This window comes from Micromonospora phytophila, assembly GCF_023656545.1.
Classification (GTDB): Bacteria; Actinomycetota; Actinomycetes; order Mycobacteriales; family Micromonosporaceae; genus Micromonospora; species Micromonospora phytophila.
Map to the genome: position 1 here is coordinate 53,789 of NZ_JAMOKF010000004.1, position 22,962 is coordinate 76,750.

Here is a 22,962-nt window from a genome sequence, read left to right on the forward strand (position 1 = left end):
CACTATGCCCATCGTATAAAATAGGTGCGTGGTAGAAGACGTGAGCTACGCCGCACTCGCCGTGCAGAGCCGGCGCCGGATCCTCGACACGCTCCGCGCGGCGGACGGCCCGACCGGCGTCAGCGAGCTGGTCACCGTCACCGGACTGCACGCCAACACGGTCCGTTTCCACCTCGAGGTGCTGGTCGAGGCGGGCTTCGTCAGCAGCGGGCCCGGCCCGCGGCGCGGTCGTGGACGCCCGCACACGGTCTACCGCAGCGTCACACCGCCGGCGCCGTCGACCGGGTACCAGTTCCTCAGCCAGGTGCTGGCGGCCCAGCTCGACGACCGGGGCGCGGGTGAGCTGGCCGAGCAGGCCGGCCGCTCCTGGCTGCGCGGCGACGGCCGCTCCGCGGCGGCACCGCCCGGCGCCGATCCCGTGGGCGTCGCCACCGCCCGGGCGCTCGCCCTCTTCACCGAGCTGGGCTTCGAGCCGGAGCGCGCGGCCGACTCCGCCACCGTCCAGATCGACCTGCACGCCTGCCCGTTCCTGGAGGTCGCCCAGCGCCACCCCGACGTGGTCTGCGCCATGCACCGCGGCCTGCTCCGGGAGGTCGTCGAGGCGGCGGCGCCGGGCCTGGCCGCCGAGCTGATCCCGTTCGCGCGACCGGGCGTCTGCGTCGCCCGGCTCACCCCCATGGAGAAAGGACCCGTCCGCTCATGACCAGGCTCCGGGACATCGTCCAGCTGGCCGTTCCCTTCCTCTGGCTGGGGATGGTGATCGCCATCTCGCTCATCGAGGCGCCGCTGAAGTTCCGGGCACCGGGCGTCAGCCTGCCGATCGGCCTGGGCATCGGGCGACTGGTCTTCCGCGCCCTGAACGCGGTCGAGTTCGTCCTGCTGGCCGGGCTGACCGTGGCGGTGCTCGGGGCGTCGATCGGCGCGGCCCGCTGGACGGGGATCGGCGCCCTCTGGCTGGTCCTGCTCACCCAGGCAGCCGTCCTGCGGCCGCTGCTCGACCGGCGTGCCCAGCTGATCATCGACGGCCACCAGCCGCCGGCCTCCACGCTGCACCTGTGGTACGTGGCGCTGGAGCTGATCAAGATCGTCACCCTGGTGCTGCTCGGCTGGTCGCTCGCCGGACGACTGCTGCGCTAGCGCTCGTCGGCTGCGCCCCGCCGGTGGTGCCGGACGCACTGGGCGATCACCCGGCCCGCCCTCCGCTCAGCCGCCGGCCGCGAACTTCCGCAGCTTGTCCGGGTTGAGCACCAGGAGCAGTCCTTCGATCCCGCGCGCCGAGGCGTCCAGGGCGCCTCCGACCCGTCGTTCATGACCCCTGTCGGGGGAGCCTGGTCCCAGTAGTTAGGCAGTGTCAACAGGCACGGTTCGCGGCAGATGCCGTGGTCCGGCGGGGTGGGCAGGCCGGCCGGTCCGTGGCATGTGAGGATGCGGCGCATGCGTGCCGTGGTCTTCGACGAGTTCGGTGCCCGACCCGAGGTCCGCGACGTCCGGGACCCGGTGCCCCCGTCGGGAGGCGCGGTGATCCGCGTCGAGGCGACCGGGTTGTGCCGCAGCGACTGGCACGGTTGGCAGGGACACGATCCCGACATCCGCCTGCCACACGTCCCCGGCCACGAGTACGCCGGCGTCGTCACGGCGGTCGGCGCCGGCGTACGCGGCTGGCAGCCCGGCGATCGGGTCACCGCGCCCTTCGTCTGTGCCTGTGGGCAGTGCCCCGCCTGCCTCGCCGGGGACCAGCAGGTCTGCGAGCGGCAGACGCAGCCAGGCTTCACCCACTGGGGCTCGTTCGCGGAGTACGTGGCGGTCCATAACGCCGACGTCAACCTGGTCCGGCTCCCCGACGAGCTGGACTACCCGGCTGCGGCGGCCCTCGGCTGCCGCTTCGCCACGGCGTTCCGGGCCGTGGTCAGTCAGGGGCGGGCCGCCGCGGGCGAGTGGGTGGCGGTGCACGGCTGCGGCGGAGTGGGGCTGTCCGCGGTGATGATCGCGGCGGCGTGCGGAGCGCAGGTCGTGGCGGTGGACGTTGCCCCCGGTGCGCTCGAGCTGGCCAGGAGCTGCGGGGCCACGATCTGTCTGGACGGTAGCGCCCTCACCGGACCCGGCGAGGTGGCCGCGGCCGTACGGGAGGCGACCGGCGGCGGCGCCCACCTGTCGCTTGACGCGTTGGGCAGTCACGCCACCTGCACCGCCTCCATCGAAAGCCTCCGGCGGCGCGGACGCCACGTGCAGGTCGGACTCCTCCCCGCCGCCCAGGGCCGCCCAGCCCTGCCGATGGAGCTCGTGATCGCGTTCGAGCTGGAGCTGCGGGGCAGTCACGGCATGCCCGCGCACGCCTATCCCGAACTGCTCCGGCTCGTCACCGCCGGCGTACTGCGCCCCGCCGAGCTGATCACCCGCAGCATCGGCCTCACCGAGGTGCCCCACGCGTTGGCCACGATGGACCGGCCCGCTCCCGGCGGAATGCGCCTCATCCACCCCCGGTAAGTCGGCGTACCTACGACGGGTTGACCGGACTGCAACACGTCATCGACGACGAGCTGGCCCCGCGGTTGCGCCGGTGTGCACGAACGTGACGATGATCGGCTGTCACAGGTTGTGACGGTCGTCGGCCGGCAGGCGGGGCGGCTCCGGTGGCTCCGGGGACTGGTCGGGCTGACCGAGCTGCGCGACCTGGGTCGGGTCGAGGACCCGAGAGAGGAACGAGCGGGTCCGTTCGTGCTGCGGCGCGCCGAGCACCTCCTGCGGCGGCCCCTGCTCGACCACCACGCCGCCGTCCATGAACACGACCCCGTCCACCTGGGCGAAACCGGGATCGACGGCCCCGTCCAGAGCCATACGCTCGGGGCGAGCCTCAGCCCCCTATCACGGCGGCACAGAATCAGACCGGCCCGGACACGCCTAGGCTGGGGCTATCCCGGAATCGACGACATCCCACTCCTGAGGTGCCCGCCACGCCGGCTCCGTCCGAGGCGATGCCATGTTCGTACCCGCCCGCGCCCGATCCGCAGTGGCCCGACCGACCGATCTTTCGCCGTCGGAGCATCGGGAAGCACTCCCCACCTTCCAGCGGCCCAGGTGCCGTTGACCCGCGCCGGCGCGACCCGGATCGGCGTCCGCGCCGCAGCGCTCGCGATAGTAGCCATGGTGATCGGCACCGTTCGCATCGCCCAGCTGCAGCGCCGCCGCTAAGCGGGGCAACCGACGACCCGGCCGGACGGGTCGGCGAACCGGGCGTCCCGCCCAGCGCATGACGCAATTCCGCGCACGACTTCACCGCTATACCCCGGTCACGGCAATAAGGATCCGACATGATGCCATCGACCAACGCCCTCGCTCCCCCATCGCCGCCATCGACGCCGCGCCTTCGGATCGAACCGACCCGGTCCGCGCGCACGCTGCTCGACGGCGGCTGGTGGCCCCGCTCGACAGATCCGCTCGCGGAGCTGCCCGGCCTCATCCTCGCCATCGACCTACTGCGCGGGCCGATCGTCCGGCTGGTCCTCAGCGCCGACACCTGGAACGGCAATCCGCGCCGCCTGGCCGTCGACGGCAGGGTCCTGCGGTTGGGATACTTCACCAGTCAGCCCGCCAGCCTGCTGACCGCGGTCTGCCTCAACGACGACCGGGTCGACCTGCTGGTCGTGCCGCCGGAGACCGCGGCCGACCTGGCCGAGGCGGCGATGGCGCTCGCCGCCACCGCCGGCAACCGGGTCCATGCTCCGCAGCTGCTCACCGCTGCGGGCACCATGTCCGACGCGAGGGCCGACAGCGCGGGCAGGCGCACCTGGGAGGGGGAGGGCGGCCGTCTCCGCACCGCCCCCGACGCCCCTCCCACCGTCGCTTCCCGCACGGCCGAGGCTGGACCAGCCGGGAAGTTCGCGCCGGTCGAACCGGCGTCCGCGCCGGCAGCACCTCCGCCGAGGCGGCGGAGGACCGGTGATCTTTTCACCATCACGACCGAGGAGCAGAGCATGACAATCGTCCGGCACACGATCGTCTCCGCGCTGCGTCGACGCGGCCAGCACACCAGGGCCGACTGGGTCGAGCGGGAGCTGCCGGAGCAGGTCGACACCACCCGGCACGCGGGACTGCTCGCGACCCTGCGTCTCGACCCCGCCGAACTCGGCGAGCCGACAGCTCGGTGAGAGTCGCCCTGCTGGGACCTGCACGGGAAGGCAACACACGCCGAGTCCACGCTGGCGCACCAACCCGCAGGTTCGTCACCATCGCGGCCCTCGTCGGCGAGATCCAGCGCACGCCTTGAGCAGCGTCGCGTCGACCGGTTCTGGGCGGCCGACGTCCTCCCGGCCGCCGGGACTGAACTGCCTTCATGTCGAACCGAGCAGCAGTACCTACGGAGACGACCCCCATGCGCTACCTCAGCGACGTCAACCTGCGCGCCGTACTCATCGTCCTCATCGGCCGGTCCGGTCGCACTGTGGACGTCAGCAACGAAGAAATGTACGACGCGATGCTGCCAGACCACAGCCGCGGCGAACGAGTGCTCATCGAGGAGACGGAGACCGGCCTCCGACTGTCCATCGTTCCTCGCCCATAGTCCGGACCGCGCAACACCAAAGACGCCAAATCCCCGGACCCTGCTCCGGCTCAACCTGCTCGACACCTGATCCGGTAGCTAAGGGCGCGGGCGTTCCTTGTGCCCGGCTTCTAGGAGTTGGATCATCTCGGCAATGCGTCGGGGCCGTTGCTCGGGTTGCCGTTTGGTCGTGTCGATCCATCGTAGGTAGGCGCGCCGGTAGAACTGGGCCAGCGAGTCGAAGAAGGCGCCGGCTTGCGGATGCGCCTCTAGCGCGGCGGCTACATCGCCGGCAAGGTCGTTCCGTTGGGGACCCTCCGGCTCGATGGTCATGGACGCTATGTCGCCGGCGGCCAGGCCGCAGCGCCGTAGCCAGGCGGGGCCGAGGGTGAACCCGAAGCCGTCGCCCGCTGGTTCCACCACGGCACGTACACCCACGCCGTTGACGGTGCCGCGAATGTGGTGGCGGGGGCTTGGCTCCCCAGACAGTGTCCGGGTTGAACGGGACCGGGATCAGGACGCGGCCGCGTGTGGCCGCGGTGACCGTGGCGGTGAACTGTTGACTCTTTGCGGAGCCGTTCATCGAGGCACCTCGTGTCGGGTTCGGCAGCAGCGGGGTGGCGATGTTGCTGTCGGCCTCAGGCGAGCAGCGGTTCGAAGATGTCGCGGCCGAGCGTGACTGCCTGGTCCTGGTCGAGAACAGTGGCGGCGAGGTTGGGACGGGTAGTGATCCACGCCTGAGCGTTGGAAGTGCTCGTGAAAAGTTGATGGTGGAACAGCAGGTGTCCACGGAGCGGCCAGAGTCCCCGGTGGCCGCGTACACGATCACCGCTTCCACCGGCTGGTACGTCGCGGCACCGTTGGTGATGGTCACGCGGACCGGTTGACCGGTGTGCGGATCGGCGGAGGTGATTGTCGCGTCGGTGCCGAGCATGAATGGCATGCCCAGCGCGTCGATGGCACACATCGCGTACACGTCGACATCGCCGAATGACACCACGTGCGGCGTTGCCGTTGGGGAGAACGGGTAGGCCGCGACCAGACGCCCGGCATTGTCGACGGCGACAAGGTCTTCCCGGGCAAGTTCCCGCAGCGCCTTCGCGGTGTCCAGGTCCGGCGCGTTGACGCCAGCGCGGATGTCGGTGTCAGTGGGGGCAGTCCCGGTGGCAGCGAAGTGACGCAGGATCGCCCGGTGCACCTGCCGGAGGCTGTCGGGGAGCTGCTCGGCGCGGCGGGGTCGGTCAGTCCGGATCGCGTTGCCCGGCTGCGCGCAGCAATCCACCCGACTTTGCTCCGTCACGGCGGTGGCGGGTTCGGCGCCTATCGCCTGACGCAGGGCAGCGCGGATGCGCTCGCCAGTGGGGAGATCCAGGCGGCAGGCCGCCGAACCCTCGCCGATGCCGCCCATCACGTCCACACCGTTGACCAGAATCGACGGCGAGGGATAGTCCCCAACGACCTCGGTGACCACCGCCAGTGGCAGCCCGAGGTCGGCCAGCGCGGCGCGCAGCTCGTGCCGAGCCGGGGCGAGGTTCGGACAGTCGGGCACGGAACGAAACTCAACAGCCACCCGGCCCTCTGCTGCGCGATCTGCTGCTGCGGTCATCACAGACCCTCCTAGCAAGCGGCTCCCGGTGTCATCACGCACACCGCCTGGCCGTCACGGCTCTACCCGAACCAGAATGAACCTTCCAGTGCACGGGAAGGTCAAGACGCGACGACAGGAGATCACCGGATGCGGATCGGGGAACTCGCCGAGGCGACCGGCACCACCACCAAGACCCTGCGCTTCTACGAAGCCAGCGGCTTGCTCCCACCCCCCACCCGCACCCCCGCCGGCTACCGCGACTACAGCGACGACGCCACCGCTCGGCTCGACTTCATCCGCCGCGGGCGCGCTGCCGGCCTCACCCTCGCCCAGATCCGCGACATCCTCACCGTCCGCGACACCGGCCGCGCCCCCTGCGGACACGTACGCCAACTACTCGCCGAACAGCTCGACGCCATCGACGCGCAACTCGCCGAGCTGCACGCCCTGCGGGCCACCGTCGCTCAGCTTCACGACTCCGCCGCCAACGCCGAACCCGACACCTGCCCACCCGCGCAGGTCTGCCGCTACCTATAACCGCTTCCGTAAGACGGCTCTCAGACGTTGGGTGGGGGTGAGCTTCATCCCGGTGCCGTCGTCGCGGGTGACCGTCCGATCGGCCATGGCCGCCCAGACAGTCCTGGAAGGCCGATACCTCGGCGGACGCCCGCCATTCGGCTACAGGCTCCGTGATCTCGGCCCTCACCCCAACCCGGCGAAGGCGGCCGACGGCAAACATCTTCGCGGGCTCACCCCGGACGCCCAGAGCGCCCCCGTCGTCCGCCGGATCTTCCACGAGTTTCTCGCCGGCTACGGGCTTTTCGCCATCGCCGAAGGACTCACCGCCAACCATGTGCCCTGCCCCTCGGCACACGACCGAGCGCGTAATCCCCACCGCAGCGGCATCGCCTGGTCCAAGAGCGCCGTACGCGTCATCCTCACCAACCCCCGCTACACCGGCCGGCAGGTCTGGAACAAACAACGCACCGACGAAGTCCTCCTCGACGTCGATGACGTAGCACTGGGCCACACAGGGGTCATGCGCTGGAACACCCGCGACAAGTGGGTGGTCTCCAAGGAGATCACCCACCCGCCCCTGATCGATGACGAGACCTTCGAGCAAGCCCAGGCACTGCTAACCCGTCGCGCGCGAGCCGCCGACCTTCAGGGACGCCGCCGCCGCACCCGCAACCCCTACGTCTTCCGCGGAATGATCTACTGCGCCGCCTGCCAGCGCCGCATGCAAGGCCAGTACAACCACGGCGCTGCCTACTACCGCTGCCGCTTCCCTCAGGAATACGCCCTCGCCAAGTGGTCAAAAGGAGCCGCAAGATCGCGAGCCGGGTCGGCCGAAGGAGAAGGGTTAGAGTTGCCCGACCCATGCGCGACTTGGAGGACTCCGCCGGCATGTCCCGACCCGCCCTCGCCTCTCTTCCCGACCCGGCTCTGGCGGCGGATGATGTGCCGCTCAGTGACTCGCTAGTCGCCGAACTCGCCAAGCGAGGTTGGCGGGTCGATGACGATCCGCTGCGGGCGCGCTGGTTGCGGCTTGCGGCGTGTCACTCCACTTTCCTTTACGAGATTGGCCGGGCGCCGATCTCGGCCGCCGCACTGGCGGCACTGGGCAAGGTGGGCGCCACCCATCTGGCGCTCGCGGTGGCCGACCTGGTCGTGGAGCGCACTCGTCCGGACAAGGTCAGCAGGCAGAACCGGGTCATCGCGCACATGCCCGGGCGGGTCGCCCAGCGGGTCGCTGGCAATCTGGCTGTCGTCGAGTCGATGAACCTGGGCAAGGGCGAGGAGCCGAACCGGCGGAGCACGTCGCGCCTGGCTGAGGACGTCATGCACCAGGTCCTCGGTGTGGTGGTGCTCCTCGGCGGCTACACCATCGTCAAGCGGCTGGTGGCAGACGTCTACGAGCAGGCACTCCAGCAGGTGCTCATGGACGGCATCAACTGGTGGGGTGAGCTGACCCGCTCCGTGCCGGTTCAGCAGCTCACGGTTGAGGACCATCAGGAGGGCCCGGATCACCATCGGACCTTCATTGTGGAGATCGTCGACGACCGGGGCCGGCGCGGGCGCGGCGAGTTCTCGAAACGAACCGGCGCGAAGGATCTGGCGGTCCAGGACTACCTGCGCAACGCGGGCCTCTACGGTGAGATCATCGCGCGCGCCGGCGGCCGCTCGATCTCGCGGCTCGCCGAGGAGCCCCGTCACTACCCACCGGGTCAGGGCCCGTGGAACCGCACGGTCGCCGAACTGGCCATCACGCTCCGGATCACTCCGGAACGCCGGGCCTACCTGCAGCAAGCACTCACTCACAAGTCATGGGCTTACGAGAACCAGTCGTTGGTCCGCCAGGCCCGGCAGATCGACTACGAACTGCTGGCCAACCACGGGTCCTACGTCATCAGGGCGGTGTCGGCCGCAGAGTTCACGCGCAACCTGCTGGGCCGCACGCTCAAGCCCGGACCGGAGGATGGCGCGATCCATTCGTTGCCGGAGCGCTGCTACGTCGACATGTTCGACCGGCTCGTGCCGGAATCGGCCGTGCTCCGCAGCCGCGGCGAAACCGAGTGTAAGCCCCGCATGAAGGCAGAAGCCTTTCAGGCGATTGCCTCGGTCGCCTGGCGCTTCGGCGAAGCCGGCCTGCCGGAAACGCTGCGAGGTTGGATACTGCGGGAGACCCTTGCTCAGGGGCTCGACGAGTTGAGCCGGCTGCAGCGTCTCTGTGCCACCTTCGGTGGCGAGGCCTTCTCCACCTATACCTCCGCCGGCCCGGCGCACGATTCCCGGTTCACGGCCACCCTTACCGTCCGTATCGGCGTGCTCGAACTCGTTCGGACCGGCCCTCCGACGCCCGGGAAGAAAGAGACCACCCGGCTGGCCGCAGAGCGGTTGTACCGACTTTTCACCCTAGGACCGGACCTCCGGGCCGCCGTCGGGACAGAGCGGGAGGAGAGCATGCTGCTCCTGCTGTGCCTGGCTCGGCGTCTGCCGGTGCTGCGCGGCCGTGATCTCCGGCGCTGTATGGAGGAAGGGGTTCTGGGGCTGGGTCTGCTGGCCGCCTCGGGTGACGAGCTCAACGGCTTCCTCGCGTGGGCGGAGGAGGTTGACTCGCTGACCGGCCCGCTGGACGACGAGCTCTTCGACCATCTGGTGACCGTCTACGGCAACGCTGTGAAGGCACGCTCGCGGCCAAAGCTGGAGCAGGCGTTGCGGGTTCTGGCGGCCTGGGTGCGCAATCTCGACCCGGAAGGCACCGTCGTGGTTCGGAAGGCACCCCAATGGCACCTCCTTCTGGCGGTAGCCGGCGCACTACGGGCTGGCGCCGCCCGGGAACAAAAGACGGTAGACGAAATCGTCGGATCCTGGCCGGTGCAAGGTCCCGAGTCCGCGTCGCTCTTCTTCGCGGTCGACGCCGCCGCCATCGGTGAACTGCTCCGGGAGTTCCCTGACACGTCCGCTGGAACGGTCCGGTTCCGACGGCTTCCCGACGGAGTCCGGGTTGAATGCGCGAGCACGGTCCCGGGCGCGGCCGACCGCGTCCGCAGTCTGGTCGACCTGCTCGCCGAGATGGCGCCCGGCCTTGGGGTCTTCGCCGGAGCGGACACGCAGACGCTGAGCGCCACCTACGCCCCCGACCCTGCCGACCGGTCCTTCACGGCGGCCGGCAGGCTCGCATTTCACGGCTCCCGGGACCGTGACGGCGTCGAGATCTTGGCGAACGTCCTGCACCGGCTGAAAAACGAGTTGATCGGCATGGAGGACGTCGCGCAGAAGGCGGCGGTGGCCAGCGACCGGGTAACGCGCTTTCACCGACTCGCCGATGCCGCCCGACACCACGAGGCCGCCGTCCGCCTGGCCGACCACCTGGACCACACCAACCAAGCGCTGGCGGATGCCGACAAAGAGACGGTTCAGTTGGGCCGCTGGATCGATGAGTACTGCGCCGCCAAGGTTCTGGAGATCAGAGAGATGGCGAACGTACGTCTGATCGCGCCCGCCAAGTCCGGCCATTGTGAGGTCGCCCTCTCGCCGTCGCTGCTGCGGGGAGTTCTGGACAACCTCATCAAGAACGCTGTCGAGGCGATGCCGAACGGCGGCCGGATCATCGTCGACTGGTACACCGAGCCGGGCCACGTGTTCCTCGTTGTGCACGACGACGGCCCGGGGCTGCCCGACGAGATCCGCGAGATGTTCTGGCGGGACGAGACTGTGACGAGCACCAAGGTGCACGGCTCGGGCATGGGGCTGTGGCTGGTACGCATGGACCTGCGCCGGCTGGGCGCCACGATCTCCGATGACCCCGGGGCGGACGGCCAGCGCTGGATCATCGACCTGCCATGCGAGGACGTGACAGATTCCGATGCGCCCGGCCAAAAACCGTCCCCGGTGCCACAGGCGGGGGCGAGTCCCCGGCGCAAAGTCCGGGTGTTGCTCGTGGACGACCAAGAAAACGTCGCTCGTACGATGGCCGGGCACCTCGATCCGATTAGCGCCCAGGTCGAGATCGCTCACGACGGTGAAAGCGCGCTGGCCAGGCTTGGCGCCGGGCATTACGACGTCGTGGTCACCGATCTACAGATGCCGCCCGATACCTGGGGTGGGTTGTGGCTGCTGAGGCGCATGCAGGAAGAGGGCCACCGGGTGCCGGTGGTGGTGCTTTCCGGCGAGGGAGGCTTCGACCAGGCGAGAGTGGCTTTCAACGCGGGCGCCATCAAGTACGTGACCAAGGCGGACGCGGCCAAGGAACTCGTTACCGTTGTCGAGGAGGTTCTGGCCGATCTAGGCCGGCAAAGCCGTCGTGATCTGCAGCATCTACCACTGCCGGTGGCGCTCGGCCTGCAGCGTTACGAGTCGGAGGCGGTGGCGAACCTGCGGGTGCGGGCCGGCCACTCGGCGTTGGAGGACGCACTCCGGTTCATCGGCGCGATCGGGCTCGGCGAGTTACTGCACGGCGAGCCGGACGCTCGGGTGCCTCGGCCGGTGCTGGCGCCCCACATGATGCTGGGCAAGTGGGTTGATTTGCTGAAGGCGCTCGCCTCGCGGCTGGCGCAGGACTCGTTTGCGGGACAGGTCATCCGCAGTCTCGACCTGGACGCGCTCGCCGTCGTAAAGACCGGCCGCAACGTAGTCGGTCACAGCCCGGAGCGCCCCAACGCCGAGGTGGCCCGCATGCTGGGCGAGGTCGATCCGCTGCTGGAGCAGTTCGCAACAGCCTTGCGTCACATCCCGGACCGCACGGTGATGATCGCCCAATCGCTACGACTAAATGCAAAAAGGTACACCGTTTCGGCGTTCAGGGTGACCGGCACCGGTCCGGTGCTGCCGAGTGCCGAGTGGATCGGCAGTTCTGCTCCCGAAGAGAACTCGGTCGGCCTGTACCGGCCCGGCACCGACTCGTGGATCCCGACCGGCCCGTGGATGACGGCCCGGCCGGGTACGGCCCGGGGCGAGTGGCAGATCTCCGTCATCGACGGTGTGACCCAGGGGCACCGGGGTAGGCCAGCGAAGCTGACCTACCAGCCGTTCGGTAACGGCGAGAAGTGGGAGACGGCAGCTGACGAGGACACCGACGAGCTGATCCGCCGATCGGCGGCACGATAGAGCTACCTCTAATCAAAAACCGGGCCCCCTGACGGGAGCGCGGCGATCAGGCCAGGCAGCCACGACCGCCCCCAGCACCGCCGAAGGAGAGGGACGACCAGGCGACCCGCCCACTATGCGGCCGGCGGCTGATTGACGCCGGCCGGCACCGCAAGACTGGCGATCAGCGACCCGGTTTGCCGTGGCCAGAGCAGGAGCGCCGATCGTCAGGGACGGTAGTCGTCGTGGAGAACAACGCGGGAGAACTCGTAGCCGTCTTGGGTACGCCAGTAGTGCAGCCGGCGCGCGGCGGCTGATTCCCGCTGCAGCGCCACTCGCCAACAGGTCGCACCATCGGCGCGGCGAACGTAGGGGCTACCCGCGCTGCCACTCCGTAGTTGGTGCACGTCGCGCCCGGCGATGTGCTGGACCTGACCAGTGAGCACCTCGACCACGACAGCTACGACCTTCGCCCGGCTGACGCCCTCGACTTGTTCAATGGAATCGAGGAAGCCGGGGGCCACCACATACGTGGCGAGTGGCTTGGCGGCCTTCTCAGCGGCGGGAACGCGCTGCGCCCACTCACAAGTGACCTCATAGCGAAACTGGTCCTCAGGATCGAGGAAGAGCGGCCCCTCCGCATCCGCAGACTGGCCTGCGCGGCTCTGCGCGCCCTTGAGCTGCTTGACCAGCCGCTGCCGAGCCAGGTCGGCGCCGCGGTAGCGGGTCTGTAGCTGTCCAATGGACCGAGTCGCTTGCGCGCACTCAGCTTCCAGCTCAGCGGCTCGGCCTCGTAGACCCGTCAATTCGTCGGCGAGGGCCTTGCGGGTCGCCCGCTCGGCCGCCAGCTCGTTGCTCAGCTGTGCAACACGCGCCTGCTCCCATACCGGCATGGCCTCGGCGGGTCGCGCCATCACCGGTTGCTGCGCCGGCGAAAGCCGGCGGACCAGGTCCAACGGCGTCGGCTGCCGCGGCGCCACATTCCGCACAACTGGTGACGGTGGCGCCGCCAACGGCGGTGAGTGCGCCGGGGGCGAAGGCGCCGCCACCGCCGGGGGCTGCGGAGCGGGTGGACGCAACCACGGCGGCCCGCCCGGAAGCAGACTCGGCGCTGACTTTGCCGGCTCCTCGTCATCGACGTCGTCCAACCGCAAACGCAGCGGCTCCAACGCGACGAGGCGGCCAGCGACGGTTTCCCCGACACTGAACAGGCCGCTCAACGTGTCGTTTGGGTTGGTGGTAACCGCCTCCCGGCCGAGCTCGACCACAAGGCCGGGCAACAGCCGCACGGTAACCACGTCATCGCTTACGGCGGCCACCTCAGCCAGAACCACGTCACCGATCTGATACGCGTGGTTCACAGCCGCAAGGGCGCTGGCGAGGTCGGTGAACCGCAGCGCGGCCCGCACGTCCAGGCGCCGCGAGTCCCGGTCGTAGCTGCCCGCGACTGACTGCCCCTTGACGAGCACCTGGTCCAGTGTCACGCCGGGAAGGGTCAACTCCTCCCACACCGTCGCCGCCGACATGTCTTCCAACGTGACCAGCGCCCGCGAACCGATGACGCCCTGCACACGCCCCGACCGCTGCTGAGACCCCGCAGGCGTGCGGGACTCGACCAGTCCGGCTGCCATGGCGGCTTGCAGCGCATCGCTGATCAACTGATCGGTGATGCGCTTGCGGTCGTCTGGCGAGTAGGCGAACCGCAACCTGCTACGCCCAGGGTCAGAGACCCACAGATGATCGACCGGGTACACCCGACCCGCCCCGCCATACACCTGAGTCATGGCCGGCATCACCCGCGAGAACGCCCACGAGACGTCGCTCGTGGGCATCAGCACCACCTCGGCCAGGTCGCCGACCGCCTGCTTGATCTCGTCCGGATCACCGAACGGCTGGTCATACCCCGCCGGAATCGTCAGCACGACGACCGGCCACCGCCGCCCAGGCACCAACAACCGGTGCGCTAGCTCGCTGGCCTCGTCCTCCGAGGCGATGCGACATACCTTCGGCCGCGGCGCATCAACGCCAGCTACCTCTCTGCTAGCCGATCGCCCCACAGGACTCGACCACCTCTCCAAACGAGTTGCATTGGCGGGTGTCGGTTATCGAAGTCACCACGCTCTGCGGGGGCCACGGCCCAAGGCGGCGACCAGAAGGGGTATGCGGAGCAACAGCAGCTCCACATCACCACACAGCGACGCCGATCAGCATGAGATCGTCTGCCCCGTCATCCAACGGCGCTCCGGCTATCGGCTGCAGGCCCGCCCCGACCACATCATTGGCATCGCGTTGGAGCCATAGCCGCCCTACCGCGGCGTCGCCGTCACGGCGGGCGAGGACGACACGACCTTCGTAAAGGTCGAGTTGTCCGGAGGTGACGGGCTCGAAGACCTCGCCGGGCGCCTCCGTCACCAGGAATCGGCGAGTCGCGGTAAGGGCGGGCCCGACGTCCGAGAGCGAGACCCGCAGCGCCCCGACGGGCGCTTGGTCGTGCTTGCCGAGGAGGCGGCTGAGCACGTCCGCCGCCACGCCGCGACGTAGCTGCTCGTGGTAGCGCTCGTTGCGGAACACCCGCAAGCAGCGGTAGCAGCTGGTCTCCGGGCCGCATTCACAGTCGCGGACCCGCTGCAGGGCATGGTCGAGCACGTCCCGCAGCCGCTCAGCGATGCGCCGGACGTGGCCGGCTCCTCCGGGCACGGTGTCGTACAGCATGATCACGCTGCGGCCGGCTTCGGTTCGGTAGACCGTCGCGTCGATGTCGTCGCGGGAGATCTCGAGCGCGCGCACCGCCCCCTCTACCAGTGCGTACGCGACCGATCGCCAGGCGTTGTCCTCGACTCCGATCACGACGGCACCGTCGAAGCTCAGGTCGAGGACGTCCGTCTGATATTTGTGGGCCAGCGACAGGTTCTCCATGCGGCCACGGCACTCGCGGCCGCTGAGCGGACTCCGGTGATCAACCCGACCGTCGATGGCCCGGCCGGCGAATCCACAGGTCGCGCAGACGAGGAAGCCGCGTCCCATCGCACCGTCGCTGATTGCCACCAGCTCGCCCCGGGCACCGGCCCGGATGGTGATCGCGCCTCCGGCGAGGTCCAACTTGTCCGCGTAGAGCTCAGCGCCGGGAGACACGACATGGGTTGCGCCGTGCCAGGCCCGGCGCGGCGCGCTGGTGGGTCGCCGGCCGGTACCGCGCGCCGCGACGAAGCCGAAGACGGGAATGGCGTACTGACGGGGTACGCCGACGAGGGCGGAGCCGCAGGCCGGGCACTCCTGGTCGAGGCGGTCGATCGAGTCGCGGTAGTGGCCGCATCCGTCGCACACCGCGTAGTAGCGTCGCTCAAGGTCGCGTCCGGGCAGCCGGTACAGGCCAGCCGACTGCCAGACCAGTCCCCCGGCGACGACCTCAGCACCGGGTGCGTACTCATAGATGGCCGACGAGAGGTCTCTGGAAAGCTCTAGTTGCTTGGCGATGGGGGCGTCTGCGAAGGCCAGCCGCAGCTCGACGGTGTCGACGGGAAACCCGTACTTCGGCAGGACGTTTCGGTTGGCGAGCAGCCCGAGCAGTTCGCGGCGAGTGATCGTGTTCATCACGCGGCCGTACCGCGCGGCCTTGTCGTCCTGGCGGGCGGTGAAGGCCTCCTGCCGCTTCTGCTCGTACGTGTCGACATCCTGCTGCAGCTCGGCCCGGACCGACTCCAGCAGGTCGACCAGGTGCTCGACCCACTCTTCGGAGTCGACGCCGATGATGTCGCGCACCTCGGCCGGCAGCACCTGCCGCAGCGAGTCGGTGACCCGCCCAGGAACTGGGTTAAGGAAGTCGCGGACCAACGTGACTGGGGCGATCCCGTCGTCACCTGGCAGGAAGAACTCCCCTGCCGTTCGCCAGATGGTGCCGTGGGACCGAAATTGGTGCCGGAAGAATGCGGCGAGCGCGACGGAGTGGGCGTGCCGCCGATCAATCCGCACGTTGGTCAGGGGCACGTACGGCGCCCGGACCTCGCCGGCGATCATCCGGTCGGGCTCGGCGAACCGAGAGAGGTCATGCGAGCGGCGCTGGGCATAGGTGAGCACGAGCGCGGCTGAATCGGTTCGGCGGCCGGCCCGGCCGGCCCGCTGGACGTAGTTCGCGGTGGTCGGAGGCATGTTGCGCAGCATGACGGCTTGCAGCTCACCGACGTCGACACCGAGTTCGAACGTGGTGGAGCAGGAGAGGGCGTTGACTTCGCCGCGGACGAACTGCTGCTGGATTTCGGCGGCTCGTTCGCTGGTCCACTGGGCGGTGTGTTCGAGTACGCGCAGCGGCACTGGGTTCATGTCCCGGTAGACGTTGCGGTAGTGGTCCGGGTCGGTGTCCACCGCAGGCGACGTCCAAGGTTCGAGATCGCCGGTGCAGGCCATGGTGGGGCAGGTGGCGCGCACGTTGAACGGGGTGAGCTTGCGGCACCTGCTGCACTGCCACATGGTCAGGCCGCCGACCGTAGGCGTGCAGGTGATCAAAGCGGAGTCGAGCTGATGGACCTGCCCGATGCCGGCTTCGGTGCCGGCGATCAGCCACTCGGCCTGTGGCCCCCTGGTCAGCAGGCGCCACACGCCCTCCAGCAGTTGGATCGGGTCCGCCTGCCGGTCGAGCCGAGCAAGCACGCGGGTCACGAAGTCGGCCCGCCGGTTGGTCCCCCTGGTCGGCAGCCAGCTGAGCACCTTGCGGCGCGCATCGGAGCCAGTGCCGCGTACGTAGATCGGGCCGAGCCGCGGCTGGAACGCTTCGTCGCGGGGGTCCACTCCGTCAAGGGCACCGACGGCGCCCTGGAGCCGAATCGATCGGATCAACTCGGCGAGCAGCGCCCAGACCTCCTCGTCGCTGAGGCCGAGGGCAAGCAGTGGCTGGGGTGGTAGCCAGGCAGGGTCGCGGGACATGTCCCAGGCGATGAGTCCCCTGCCCTCCAGGGAGTTGCGTTCGTCAACGCCGACAGCCTCGACCTGCGCCCAGAGGGCGACCTGCCTCTCCCGAGCCTGTCGGCTCTGCCGCCGTTCGAAGATGCCGTACCGGTCGGCTACTCGGGAGGTGTGGTAGACGACGTCGGTAAGGCGAACCTCGTCGTCGGCCGCCGCAGCGGCGACGGCACCCTCGTGGAGCAGCCGCCGACGCTGCACCCGCTCGTAGGAGTCTTCGAGGTACGGCGCGAAGTACGCCGCAGACTGCCGGCTGTCGCTGAACAGCAGCAGCTTGCGCCCGCCGCCTCGCAGACCCTGCTGGACGGGATCGGAGGCCACGGGCAGCTTCTGATAGAGGGCGGTCGCCAGGACCGAGGCGGAGGCTTCGTTACCGCTGGCGAAGAGTCGGATCAGGCCGGCTCCGCGCCCCCCGCACGCGAGGCAGGCCGTGAGCTCGTCGCTGCGCTGCCGTAGGAAACGAACGGCGCGCATGGCGCCGTCCGGGCAGCGCGGGCAGTTGGCCGCCTTACCGATCTGGAACACCCCGCACCGGGTGCACAGCGCGCCCAGCTCGCCGGCCGCCTGGGCAGCACCGCTGAACATCTCCTCGTCCTCGTCGGTCGCCACTTCGTCGACCAGCGCCATCCACACCTGCTGCTCGTCGCGGGAGCGGCGGGACCGGAACACGGTGAAGGTGCCGACCCGCTCCAGCGTGCCCATCAGGTAGACGGTGCCGCAGCGGCGGCAGGTGCCGAACTCGAAGGCGGCGTCGCCGCACCGTCCGCAGCGCTCGTGCCGGGTCAGACTGACGTGCGGCCCGTTGGCTCCGAGGCAGGCGAAAGCCCCTTCCGTCGCGCGGGCGAAGAGGTGGTAGCGGGCGGAGAGCACCGGTGTGCCGTCCTTGTCGTGGACGCTGTTAGCCAGGGCGACCATCGACGCGGTCGCGGACGCGTCGCTACTGGGGAACAGGGCCTGGGCGACCTCGTGCAGCGGTATCGGCCCGTGGGCGAGCAGCGCCTTGAGCCGGCGAACGCGCTGCTCATACGTCAGCGCCTCGGCGGGGTCGTCCCCGGCATACCCGTGCTCTCGGGCGAGGGCCACGACGGCACCGGCGGGATCCGGCGCGTTTAGCAGTTTCTCGTACGCCGTGGCGGGCAGGGGTCCCCACTCGGGCCCGGGCGGCAGCTCCACCCGGTCGGCGGTGATGACGTCCTGCCTCGCTTCATCCGCGGAGTCGTACTCGAAGGGGACGGGGAAGAGGGAGGCAGCGAAGTCGACCACGGCTCCCATGTCGCTACCGACGGTCGCGCTCGTCGCGATGCACTGCACCGGTCGGCCCGAATCCACCCGGTCGGCGAGTCGGCGCAGCAGCATCGCCAGCTCGGCCCCGCGAGCCCCGTCGTAGACGTGCGCCTCGTCGACGACAATGAACTGCCAGTGCCCGGCGTGTTCACCCTCGAAGAGGTCCATGTCCAAGGGCCGCAGCAGCAGGTATTCGAGCATGGCGTAGTTGGTCAGCAGGAGGTGCGGCGGTCGCTGCTGCATCTCCTCCCGGCTGAGCAGTTCGTTGGGCAGCGGCCGCTCGCCAGGGTTCTGCTGCTCGAAGACCTCCACGGCCTCCCGGCGACTCCGGCGGGTCTCACCCGTGTACCGACCAAAGGTGATGTCCGGCGCCTCGGCCAGCAGGCCCCGCAGCCGCTTCATCTGATCGTTGGCCAGCGCGTTCATCGGGTACAGCAGCAACGCCCGCACGCCAGGCCCGAGGCTGCCCGCCGCACGTTCGGCCATCAGCCGGCTCAGGACGGGGATGAGGAAGCTCTCGGTCTTGCCGGATCCGGTGCCGGTAGCGACGACGATGTTGCGCCCTGCGGTTGCCTTCCGGATCGCCCGCTCCTGGTGTTGGTAGAGCGGACGGTCCATGGCCAGCCCGGCGCCCAGGCTGGCGATGCCGGGATCGAGCAAGCCCGCGTCGATGAGCTGCCGGGGTGTGGCGCTGGTGACGTAGGGCGGGGTCGCCTCGAGCAGGGGCCCCTTGGTGATCTCCTGGTTGATCGCGTCGCCGATCGCAGTTTCGAGCGCGCTCGCGAGCCGGGGATCCTTCGGCTCCACGAGGGAACGAAGATAGCGCCGGTAGGTGGAGACGATCGCGTCACTGGTGGCGAGGGGGTCGAGGATCATTCGGCTGCTCCGGCTCCGGTCAGGAGGAACTCCGCGAGGAGAAGGTCGATGGCGACGAGACGGGGTGCGCTGCGGGCGAGCGTCGCGTGTAGAGGAAGGATTCGTGGCAGCAGCCCGGCCGGGGCCACGTGCCCTCGGGCGGCCAGCCGCGCCACGAAGGCGAACGCCAGCGACAGCGCGGGGAGAGCGAGCCACCCTCGAGTCGGGTTGCGGGCCTGCAGCGCGGCCATCGCCCGTGGCCCACCGCACTCGGCCAAGGGCTTTTGCAGGGCGCGCAGCAGCCCCTCCGCGTTGCTGGAGAGCCGTCCCAGGCCGGGCCGCACCCGTACCTCGAACAGGTGGCGGGCCGCAACCATCCGTTCGTCGGCGTCGAGCAGGCCGCCGGGAACGACGCGCATCGCCCGCCACACCCGGTCGCGTTCCGGAGCCGGCAGCAACGCGAACACCTCGGCCGACTGGTCGAACCTGCCGACCGTCTCGTACGGATCGGGGCCGCCAGCGAGCAGGTGCGCTGCCACCTCACCGCACACCGCGGTGATCTGTTCGCCCAGATCGGCGTGGGAGGCGATGTCAGGCAGCCGGTGGGCCGAGGCGAGCATTGCGGCCAGCGGGCTCGCCGTCCAGAGCCGCGCCTCGTCGGCCGCACTGACGTACCTGTCGGGAGGCAGGGCGATCAGCCCGGAGTGCACCAGGGGCGCGACCACTTGGTCGGCCGAGGCGCGGTGCTTGGTGAGCGCGGCCAGCGCGGCGGCGGGATGCGGGCGCAGGAGCGCTGCGGCGCCCCGGATGTTGGCCGTGACACCTCGGGCATAAAGGTCGTCCGCGCGCGGGTAGAGGTCGAACAGCAGCGGCGCGATGTCCGGTCGGTCGGGCAGGGCAGCTGCTCCGGCCAGGTACGCCGAGACCGCCTCACCCGCGGGGTCCTGGCCGGTCGGCTGCCACTTCAGCTCGGTGAGGTCGAAGGCGTTGTCGGGGCCGGGCCACTCCGGCCAGTCCGACGGCAACCACGGATCGTCGATGCGCAGCAGCGCCACGAGGGGCCCCGCCGTGGTGATCCGGGTGGGCAGTGGGTCGCTGACCAGGTCCGCGCCGAGGCGTGCGAGGTACGGCGGTTCCCACGGCGCGTACACCTGGTACAGCGCGGCCGTCAGCCCTTCGGCCCGCACGCCGTCGACCAGCACCAGCCGGTCGTCCTCGAGGTGCACCGCGCTGGCGAGGCGTCGGGGTACGCAGCGCGCTGCCGGGAAGTCCTGCCCGTCGAAGCGGACGTCGAGCTGGGCGAGCCCGTGGGCGTCGACCGTGTCGGCGATGGCCGCGAGCCCAAACCGGGCCATCGGCTGCCCATAGGTTTCTCCAGACGGAACGGTTTGCAGCTCGCGGCCCCCGGACCGGACGATCAACCGTGCGTCCGCCGCCCGCGGCAGACGCACCAGCAGTTCACCCTCGCCGATCGTCTCGGTGTCCAGACGCAGTGGCTGCAGGGACCATTCGCCGCGGCTGCCGCCGCCGAGCCGTTGGAGCGCCATGTGCGCGGGCGTTACCCGTACGGTGGTCGCGCCGCCCGGGCTGTCGAGCTGCAGCTCGACAGCGGTGTCGGCGGGGCCCAGGTGGGTCATTGGGGGCGTTACCGACAGGTCGGGCATGGTGACGTCGGCTCCTACGGTGGCCGGTTCCAGCCCGTCCGCCGTGATCTCTCGCCAGGCGGGGTGGGAGATGACGGACAGCCCCTCGGCGAACTCCAACGTGCGGGCCAGGCCGCGGCCGAGCGGACCCCGAACGGTGATCTCGTAGGGGCCGACCAAGGGGCGGGCAAGGTCCCGCCACGGGTCGACCGTCGTGTCTCGGTCGGCGGAGAGGCTCTCGGTATGCAGGAGCTGACCGGAGCCGGGTCGGCGGATCCGGATCGACCAGTCGGTGCTCACGCCGGGCTCGGTCGGCAGGGTCAGCCGCGGGGCCGTCGCGATCACCGGTGCGCCGGCGAGGCTGCTCACTCCGGGCAATGGCTGGGCGAGCTGCAGTTGGGCGCGGCGGGCACCCTTGACCCGGCGGGGCGTTCCGCCACCAAGCCGCAGCTGCGACACCTGGCGAAGGTCGGCGCGGCGCAGCGTCCAGCCGAGCCAGCCGTACGGCGCCGGCACGTCGTACGTGTCGACCAGGTCGCCATCCACCTGCAGCTCGAGCGGCCTACCGCCGTCGCTCTCTTGCGGGTACAGCAACCAGACCGGCTCAGGCGGCAATCCGGCGGTCGCCGGCACCCGTCGGCCGTCCTCGGTGAAGACCAACAGGGGATCCCGCGGGTCGACCACGTCCAGCTCGTACTCCTGGTCGTAGCCGGCCAACTCCACCGTCGCCTGACGCGCGGAGCGTGCGATGGCTACCACCGTTGCGGGTGCGGTCTCGCTGGTGCCGGGCCAGCGCGACTGGCTGACGACCGACTCGACCTCGCCATCGAAGCGCAACTGCCACATGACGCGACCGTCCGGTGCGTCGTGGACCGGCGGCAACCACACCATCAGGCCACGGCCGAACGGCTCCAACTCCAGGTGGGGGCGCTGCTGCGCCGCCACCGCAGCCGATGCCATGCGCTCCGAGCTGCCCGTCCAGTCGAGCTGCTTCGCCTCCGCAAGGGCGTGGGCCTTGGCAATCAGATGTGGGGAGAGTCCGAGTCCGTCGGCGGTGAACCCCGGCTGCCGCAGCCGCTCCAACAGGTCGAGGCAGCGGTCGACAAGGTCCGCGGCGTAGTCCTCGCCGCGCTGGATGAACCGCTGCACCGGCTTGTCGGTCCCGTTCAGACGCGACTCCCGGCCGGGCGCGAGCGCCCAGGCGAGAAAGCTCTCGCCAGTGAGTCCGGGCTCACGGGACTGGCGGTGCAGGAGAAGATTCAACAGGTCGCCGAGGCAGTACGCGGGGACCCCGGCATGCATGAGGATCTCACCGACGTAGACCTGCGGCAGACCAGGGAACCGGGCCAGCCGGAAGTAGTCGAGGTTGAGGCGGAAGGCCCTCCCCCAGAACGTCTGGTCGACCTGGCCCGGCGCCTCGTTGTGGACGGCGCTCCAGTAGTCGCCGTGTTCGTACCCGACGGCACCGATCCCAGCCAGGCCGACGACCAAGCACGCGGGGTAGTGACGGGTGAGCAACCGCTGCCGCTCCAGGGGCTTGCAATACCAAAAAACCCGTCCCAGGGCGCGGATGACCTCTTTGGCGTGGTCCTCCGGTGCGTCAATCTCGGCGACCAGCGACACCGCGCGCAGGGCTGGCGCCCACTCGGCTTCCCGGAGCCGAAGTATCTCGGATGCGTGTGACACGGTCTCCCTCTTCTGGATTGGGGGGCAGCGCGGTAGGGCGACTATGCAAGCAAGCCAAGGCGTCTTCAAGACCAAACCAACGGCTCAGCATCCCCCCTGCCCGATCGGTCATCGAGGTGGGCCCGGTCGGCGACAGCGGTAAACAGGTCAGGTCTGACGCCGACCCACTCAGGGGAGTGAGAACTGGCGGCGTTGACTTCGCCCGCCTGGCCGGCCGGGCACCTGGCGGGCGGGTGGCCGGCCCGGCACTCGGATCACTGGATTTCGGACACGTCAGGCCGTGTCCGTCGGGCCGGTGGGGTCGACCAGCTCGAGCTGGGGTAGCAGTGCGGTGACGTCCTGGTGCCAGCCGCGGAGTTCCGCGACCGTGGGTGCGAGCTCGTAGGTGTGGTGGTGCATCGCACGGGACAGGCCGTGCCAGGCGGTGCGCGCCGTCGAGGCTGCCTCGGCACCTGCGAAGGTTGGCAGGACGAGCAGTTGATTGCGCATGGGGCGGTCGACGACGGACGGAGCGACCCGGTCCCAGTAGTGCCGCAGCCCCTGTTCGAGAGCGAGGCGGGTCAGGCAGGCGGATCCACGTTGCCAGCAGCGGCGCATGCTGGACGGCGGGTGGAGCAGCAGCTCACCAGCGGCGCTCAGATACGTGTGTGGGTTCACGGCTGGCTCAGCCTCCCCACCACCGCCCGCGCGTCGGCCACGAGCCCGGCGAGGTCGCCGGAGCTCCCGCCGTGCGCGCCACGGTTGGCGAAGGCGACCACCCGCAGGGCCGCGGGGTGCAGCCGTTCCAGCGGAGCTTTTAGTTCGCCCGAGCGCCGGTGGTCCGACAG

Annotated in this window: 15 protein-coding genes and 2 pseudogenes; 10 read left to right on the top strand and 7 right to left on the bottom strand. The window is 69.8% G+C overall.

All coding sequences use genetic code 11. The features are described 5' to 3' along the window. Positions 1–28 precede the first annotated feature (28 nt). From NCC78_RS01515 to NCC78_RS01525, 3 genes are all read left to right on the top strand, one after another. The gene (locus tag NCC78_RS01515) at positions 29–703 is read left to right on the top strand and encodes a helix-turn-helix transcriptional regulator (RefSeq protein ID WP_250791231.1); all 675 of its coding nucleotides are present in this window, start codon (positions 29–31) and stop codon (positions 701–703) included. Then, entirely contained in the window at positions 700–1,137 is a 438-nt protein-coding gene (locus NCC78_RS01520) for a hypothetical protein (RefSeq protein WP_250791232.1), read from the top strand. Before NCC78_RS01515 ends, NCC78_RS01520 begins: the two co-directional genes overlap by 4 nt. A 297-nt stretch (positions 1,138–1,434) precedes the next feature. Beyond that, complete coding sequence (locus NCC78_RS01525) at positions 1,435–2,484, top strand: zinc-dependent alcohol dehydrogenase family protein (RefSeq protein ID WP_250791233.1); 1,050 nt, start codon at positions 1,435–1,437, stop codon at positions 2,482–2,484. A 102-nt stretch (positions 2,485–2,586) separates the two neighbouring features. Here NCC78_RS01525 and NCC78_RS01530 read toward each other — a convergent pair. Continuing rightward, positions 2,587–2,808, bottom strand: a pseudogene (locus NCC78_RS01530) (amino acid ABC transporter ATP-binding protein); the annotation flags it as partial. A 500-nt stretch (positions 2,809–3,308) separates the two neighbouring features. Between NCC78_RS01530 and NCC78_RS01535 the strand changes: the two are divergent. Then, the gene (locus tag NCC78_RS01535; protein WP_250791234.1) at positions 3,309–4,145 is read left to right on the top strand and encodes a DUF5994 family protein; all 837 of its coding nucleotides are present in this window, start codon (positions 3,309–3,311) and stop codon (positions 4,143–4,145) included. 224 nt (positions 4,146–4,369) lie between these two features. Further along, positions 4,370–4,558: a hypothetical protein gene (locus NCC78_RS01540; RefSeq protein ID WP_250791235.1), complete on the top strand. Its 189-nt coding sequence runs from the start codon at positions 4,370–4,372 to the stop codon at positions 4,556–4,558. A gap of 78 nt (positions 4,559–4,636) precedes the next feature. On the opposite strand, the gene NCC78_RS01545 is transcribed toward NCC78_RS01540, so the two are convergent. Further along, positions 4,637–4,975 carry a YdeI/OmpD-associated family protein gene (locus tag NCC78_RS01545; protein WP_250791236.1) on the bottom strand — a complete coding sequence of 113 codons (339 nt, stop codon included), beginning with the start codon at positions 4,973–4,975 and terminating at the stop codon, positions 4,637–4,639. Between the two features lie 179 nt (positions 4,976–5,154). On the opposite strand from NCC78_RS01545, the gene NCC78_RS01550 reads away from it, so the two are divergent. Further along, a complete protein-coding gene (locus NCC78_RS01550; protein ID WP_250791237.1) occupies positions 5,155–5,424 on the top strand; it encodes a hypothetical protein in 270 nt (89 codons plus the stop codon). Here the strand turns inward: NCC78_RS01550 and merB are convergent. Then, positions 5,358–5,504: pseudogene (gene merB / locus NCC78_RS32340) on the bottom strand (organomercurial lyase); the annotation flags it as partial. The gene NCC78_RS01550 and the pseudogene merB sit on opposite strands and share 67 nt — an antisense overlap. A 33-nt stretch (positions 5,505–5,537) precedes the next feature. Here merB and NCC78_RS01555 point away from each other — a divergent pair. The 4 genes from NCC78_RS01555 (at position 5,538) to NCC78_RS01570 (ending at position 11,735) form a co-directional block, all read left to right on the top strand. Then, on the top strand, positions 5,538–6,158 hold the full coding sequence (locus NCC78_RS01555) for a hypothetical protein (protein WP_250791238.1): 621 nt from the start codon (positions 5,538–5,540) through the stop codon (positions 6,156–6,158). 114 nt (positions 6,159–6,272) lie between these two features. Continuing rightward, positions 6,273–6,662, top strand: a complete 390-nt coding sequence (locus NCC78_RS01560; RefSeq protein WP_250791239.1) for a heavy metal-responsive transcriptional regulator — start codon at positions 6,273–6,275, stop codon at positions 6,660–6,662. 37 nt (positions 6,663–6,699) lie between these two features. Then, positions 6,700–7,608 carry a recombinase family protein gene (locus NCC78_RS01565; protein ID WP_250791240.1) on the top strand — a complete coding sequence of 303 codons (909 nt, stop codon included), beginning with the start codon at positions 6,700–6,702 and terminating at the stop codon, positions 7,606–7,608. Then, positions 7,506–11,735, top strand: coding sequence for an ATP-binding response regulator (locus NCC78_RS01570; RefSeq protein ID WP_250791241.1), 4,230 nt, complete (start codon positions 7,506–7,508; stop codon positions 11,733–11,735). The genes NCC78_RS01565 and NCC78_RS01570 overlap by 103 nt, the downstream gene beginning before the upstream one ends. A gap of 206 nt (positions 11,736–11,941) precedes the next feature. Here the strand turns inward: NCC78_RS01570 and NCC78_RS01575 are convergent, their stop codons facing one another. From NCC78_RS01575 to NCC78_RS01590, 4 genes are all read right to left on the bottom strand, one after another. Then, positions 11,942–13,636 (bottom strand): hypothetical protein, encoded by a 1,695-nt coding sequence (locus NCC78_RS01575; RefSeq protein ID WP_250791242.1) that lies wholly within the window; start codon positions 13,634–13,636, stop codon positions 11,942–11,944. 262 nt (positions 13,637–13,898) lie between these two features. Continuing rightward, complete coding sequence (locus NCC78_RS01580; protein ID WP_250791243.1) at positions 13,899–18,827, bottom strand: DEAD/DEAH box helicase; 4,929 nt, start codon at positions 18,825–18,827, stop codon at positions 13,899–13,901. Beyond that, positions 18,824–22,135 carry a hypothetical protein gene (locus tag NCC78_RS01585; RefSeq protein ID WP_250791244.1) on the bottom strand — a complete coding sequence of 1,104 codons (3,312 nt, stop codon included), beginning with the start codon at positions 22,133–22,135 and terminating at the stop codon, positions 18,824–18,826. The genes NCC78_RS01580 and NCC78_RS01585 overlap by 4 nt, the downstream gene beginning before the upstream one ends. Positions 22,136–22,408: 273 nt before the next feature. After that, positions 22,409–22,792 carry a hypothetical protein gene (locus tag NCC78_RS01590; protein WP_250791245.1) on the bottom strand — a complete coding sequence of 128 codons (384 nt, stop codon included), beginning with the start codon at positions 22,790–22,792 and terminating at the stop codon, positions 22,409–22,411. Positions 22,793–22,962: the final 170 nt, after the last annotated feature.

Excerpts from the sequence above, each read along its gene's own strand:
- NCC78_RS01520 (WP_250791232.1), top strand. The coding sequence starts at position 700 with ATGACCAGGCTCCGGGACATCGTCCAGCTGGCCGTTCCCTTCCTCTGG.
- NCC78_RS01525 (WP_250791233.1), top strand. The coding sequence starts at position 1,435 with ATGCGTGCCGTGGTCTTCGACGAGTTCGGTGCCCGACCCGAGGTCCGC.
- NCC78_RS01535 (WP_250791234.1), top strand. The coding sequence starts at position 3,309 with ATGATGCCATCGACCAACGCCCTCGCTCCCCCATCGCCGCCATCGACG.
- NCC78_RS01540 (WP_250791235.1), top strand. The coding sequence starts at position 4,370 with ATGCGCTACCTCAGCGACGTCAACCTGCGCGCCGTACTCATCGTCCTC.
- NCC78_RS01560 (WP_250791239.1), top strand. The coding sequence starts at position 6,273 with ATGCGGATCGGGGAACTCGCCGAGGCGACCGGCACCACCACCAAGACC.
- NCC78_RS01570 (WP_250791241.1), top strand. The coding sequence starts at position 7,506 with ATGCGCGACTTGGAGGACTCCGCCGGCATGTCCCGACCCGCCCTCGCC.
- NCC78_RS01580 (WP_250791243.1), bottom strand. The coding sequence starts at position 18,827 with ATGATCCTCGACCCCCTCGCCACCAGTGACGCGATCGTCTCCACCTAC.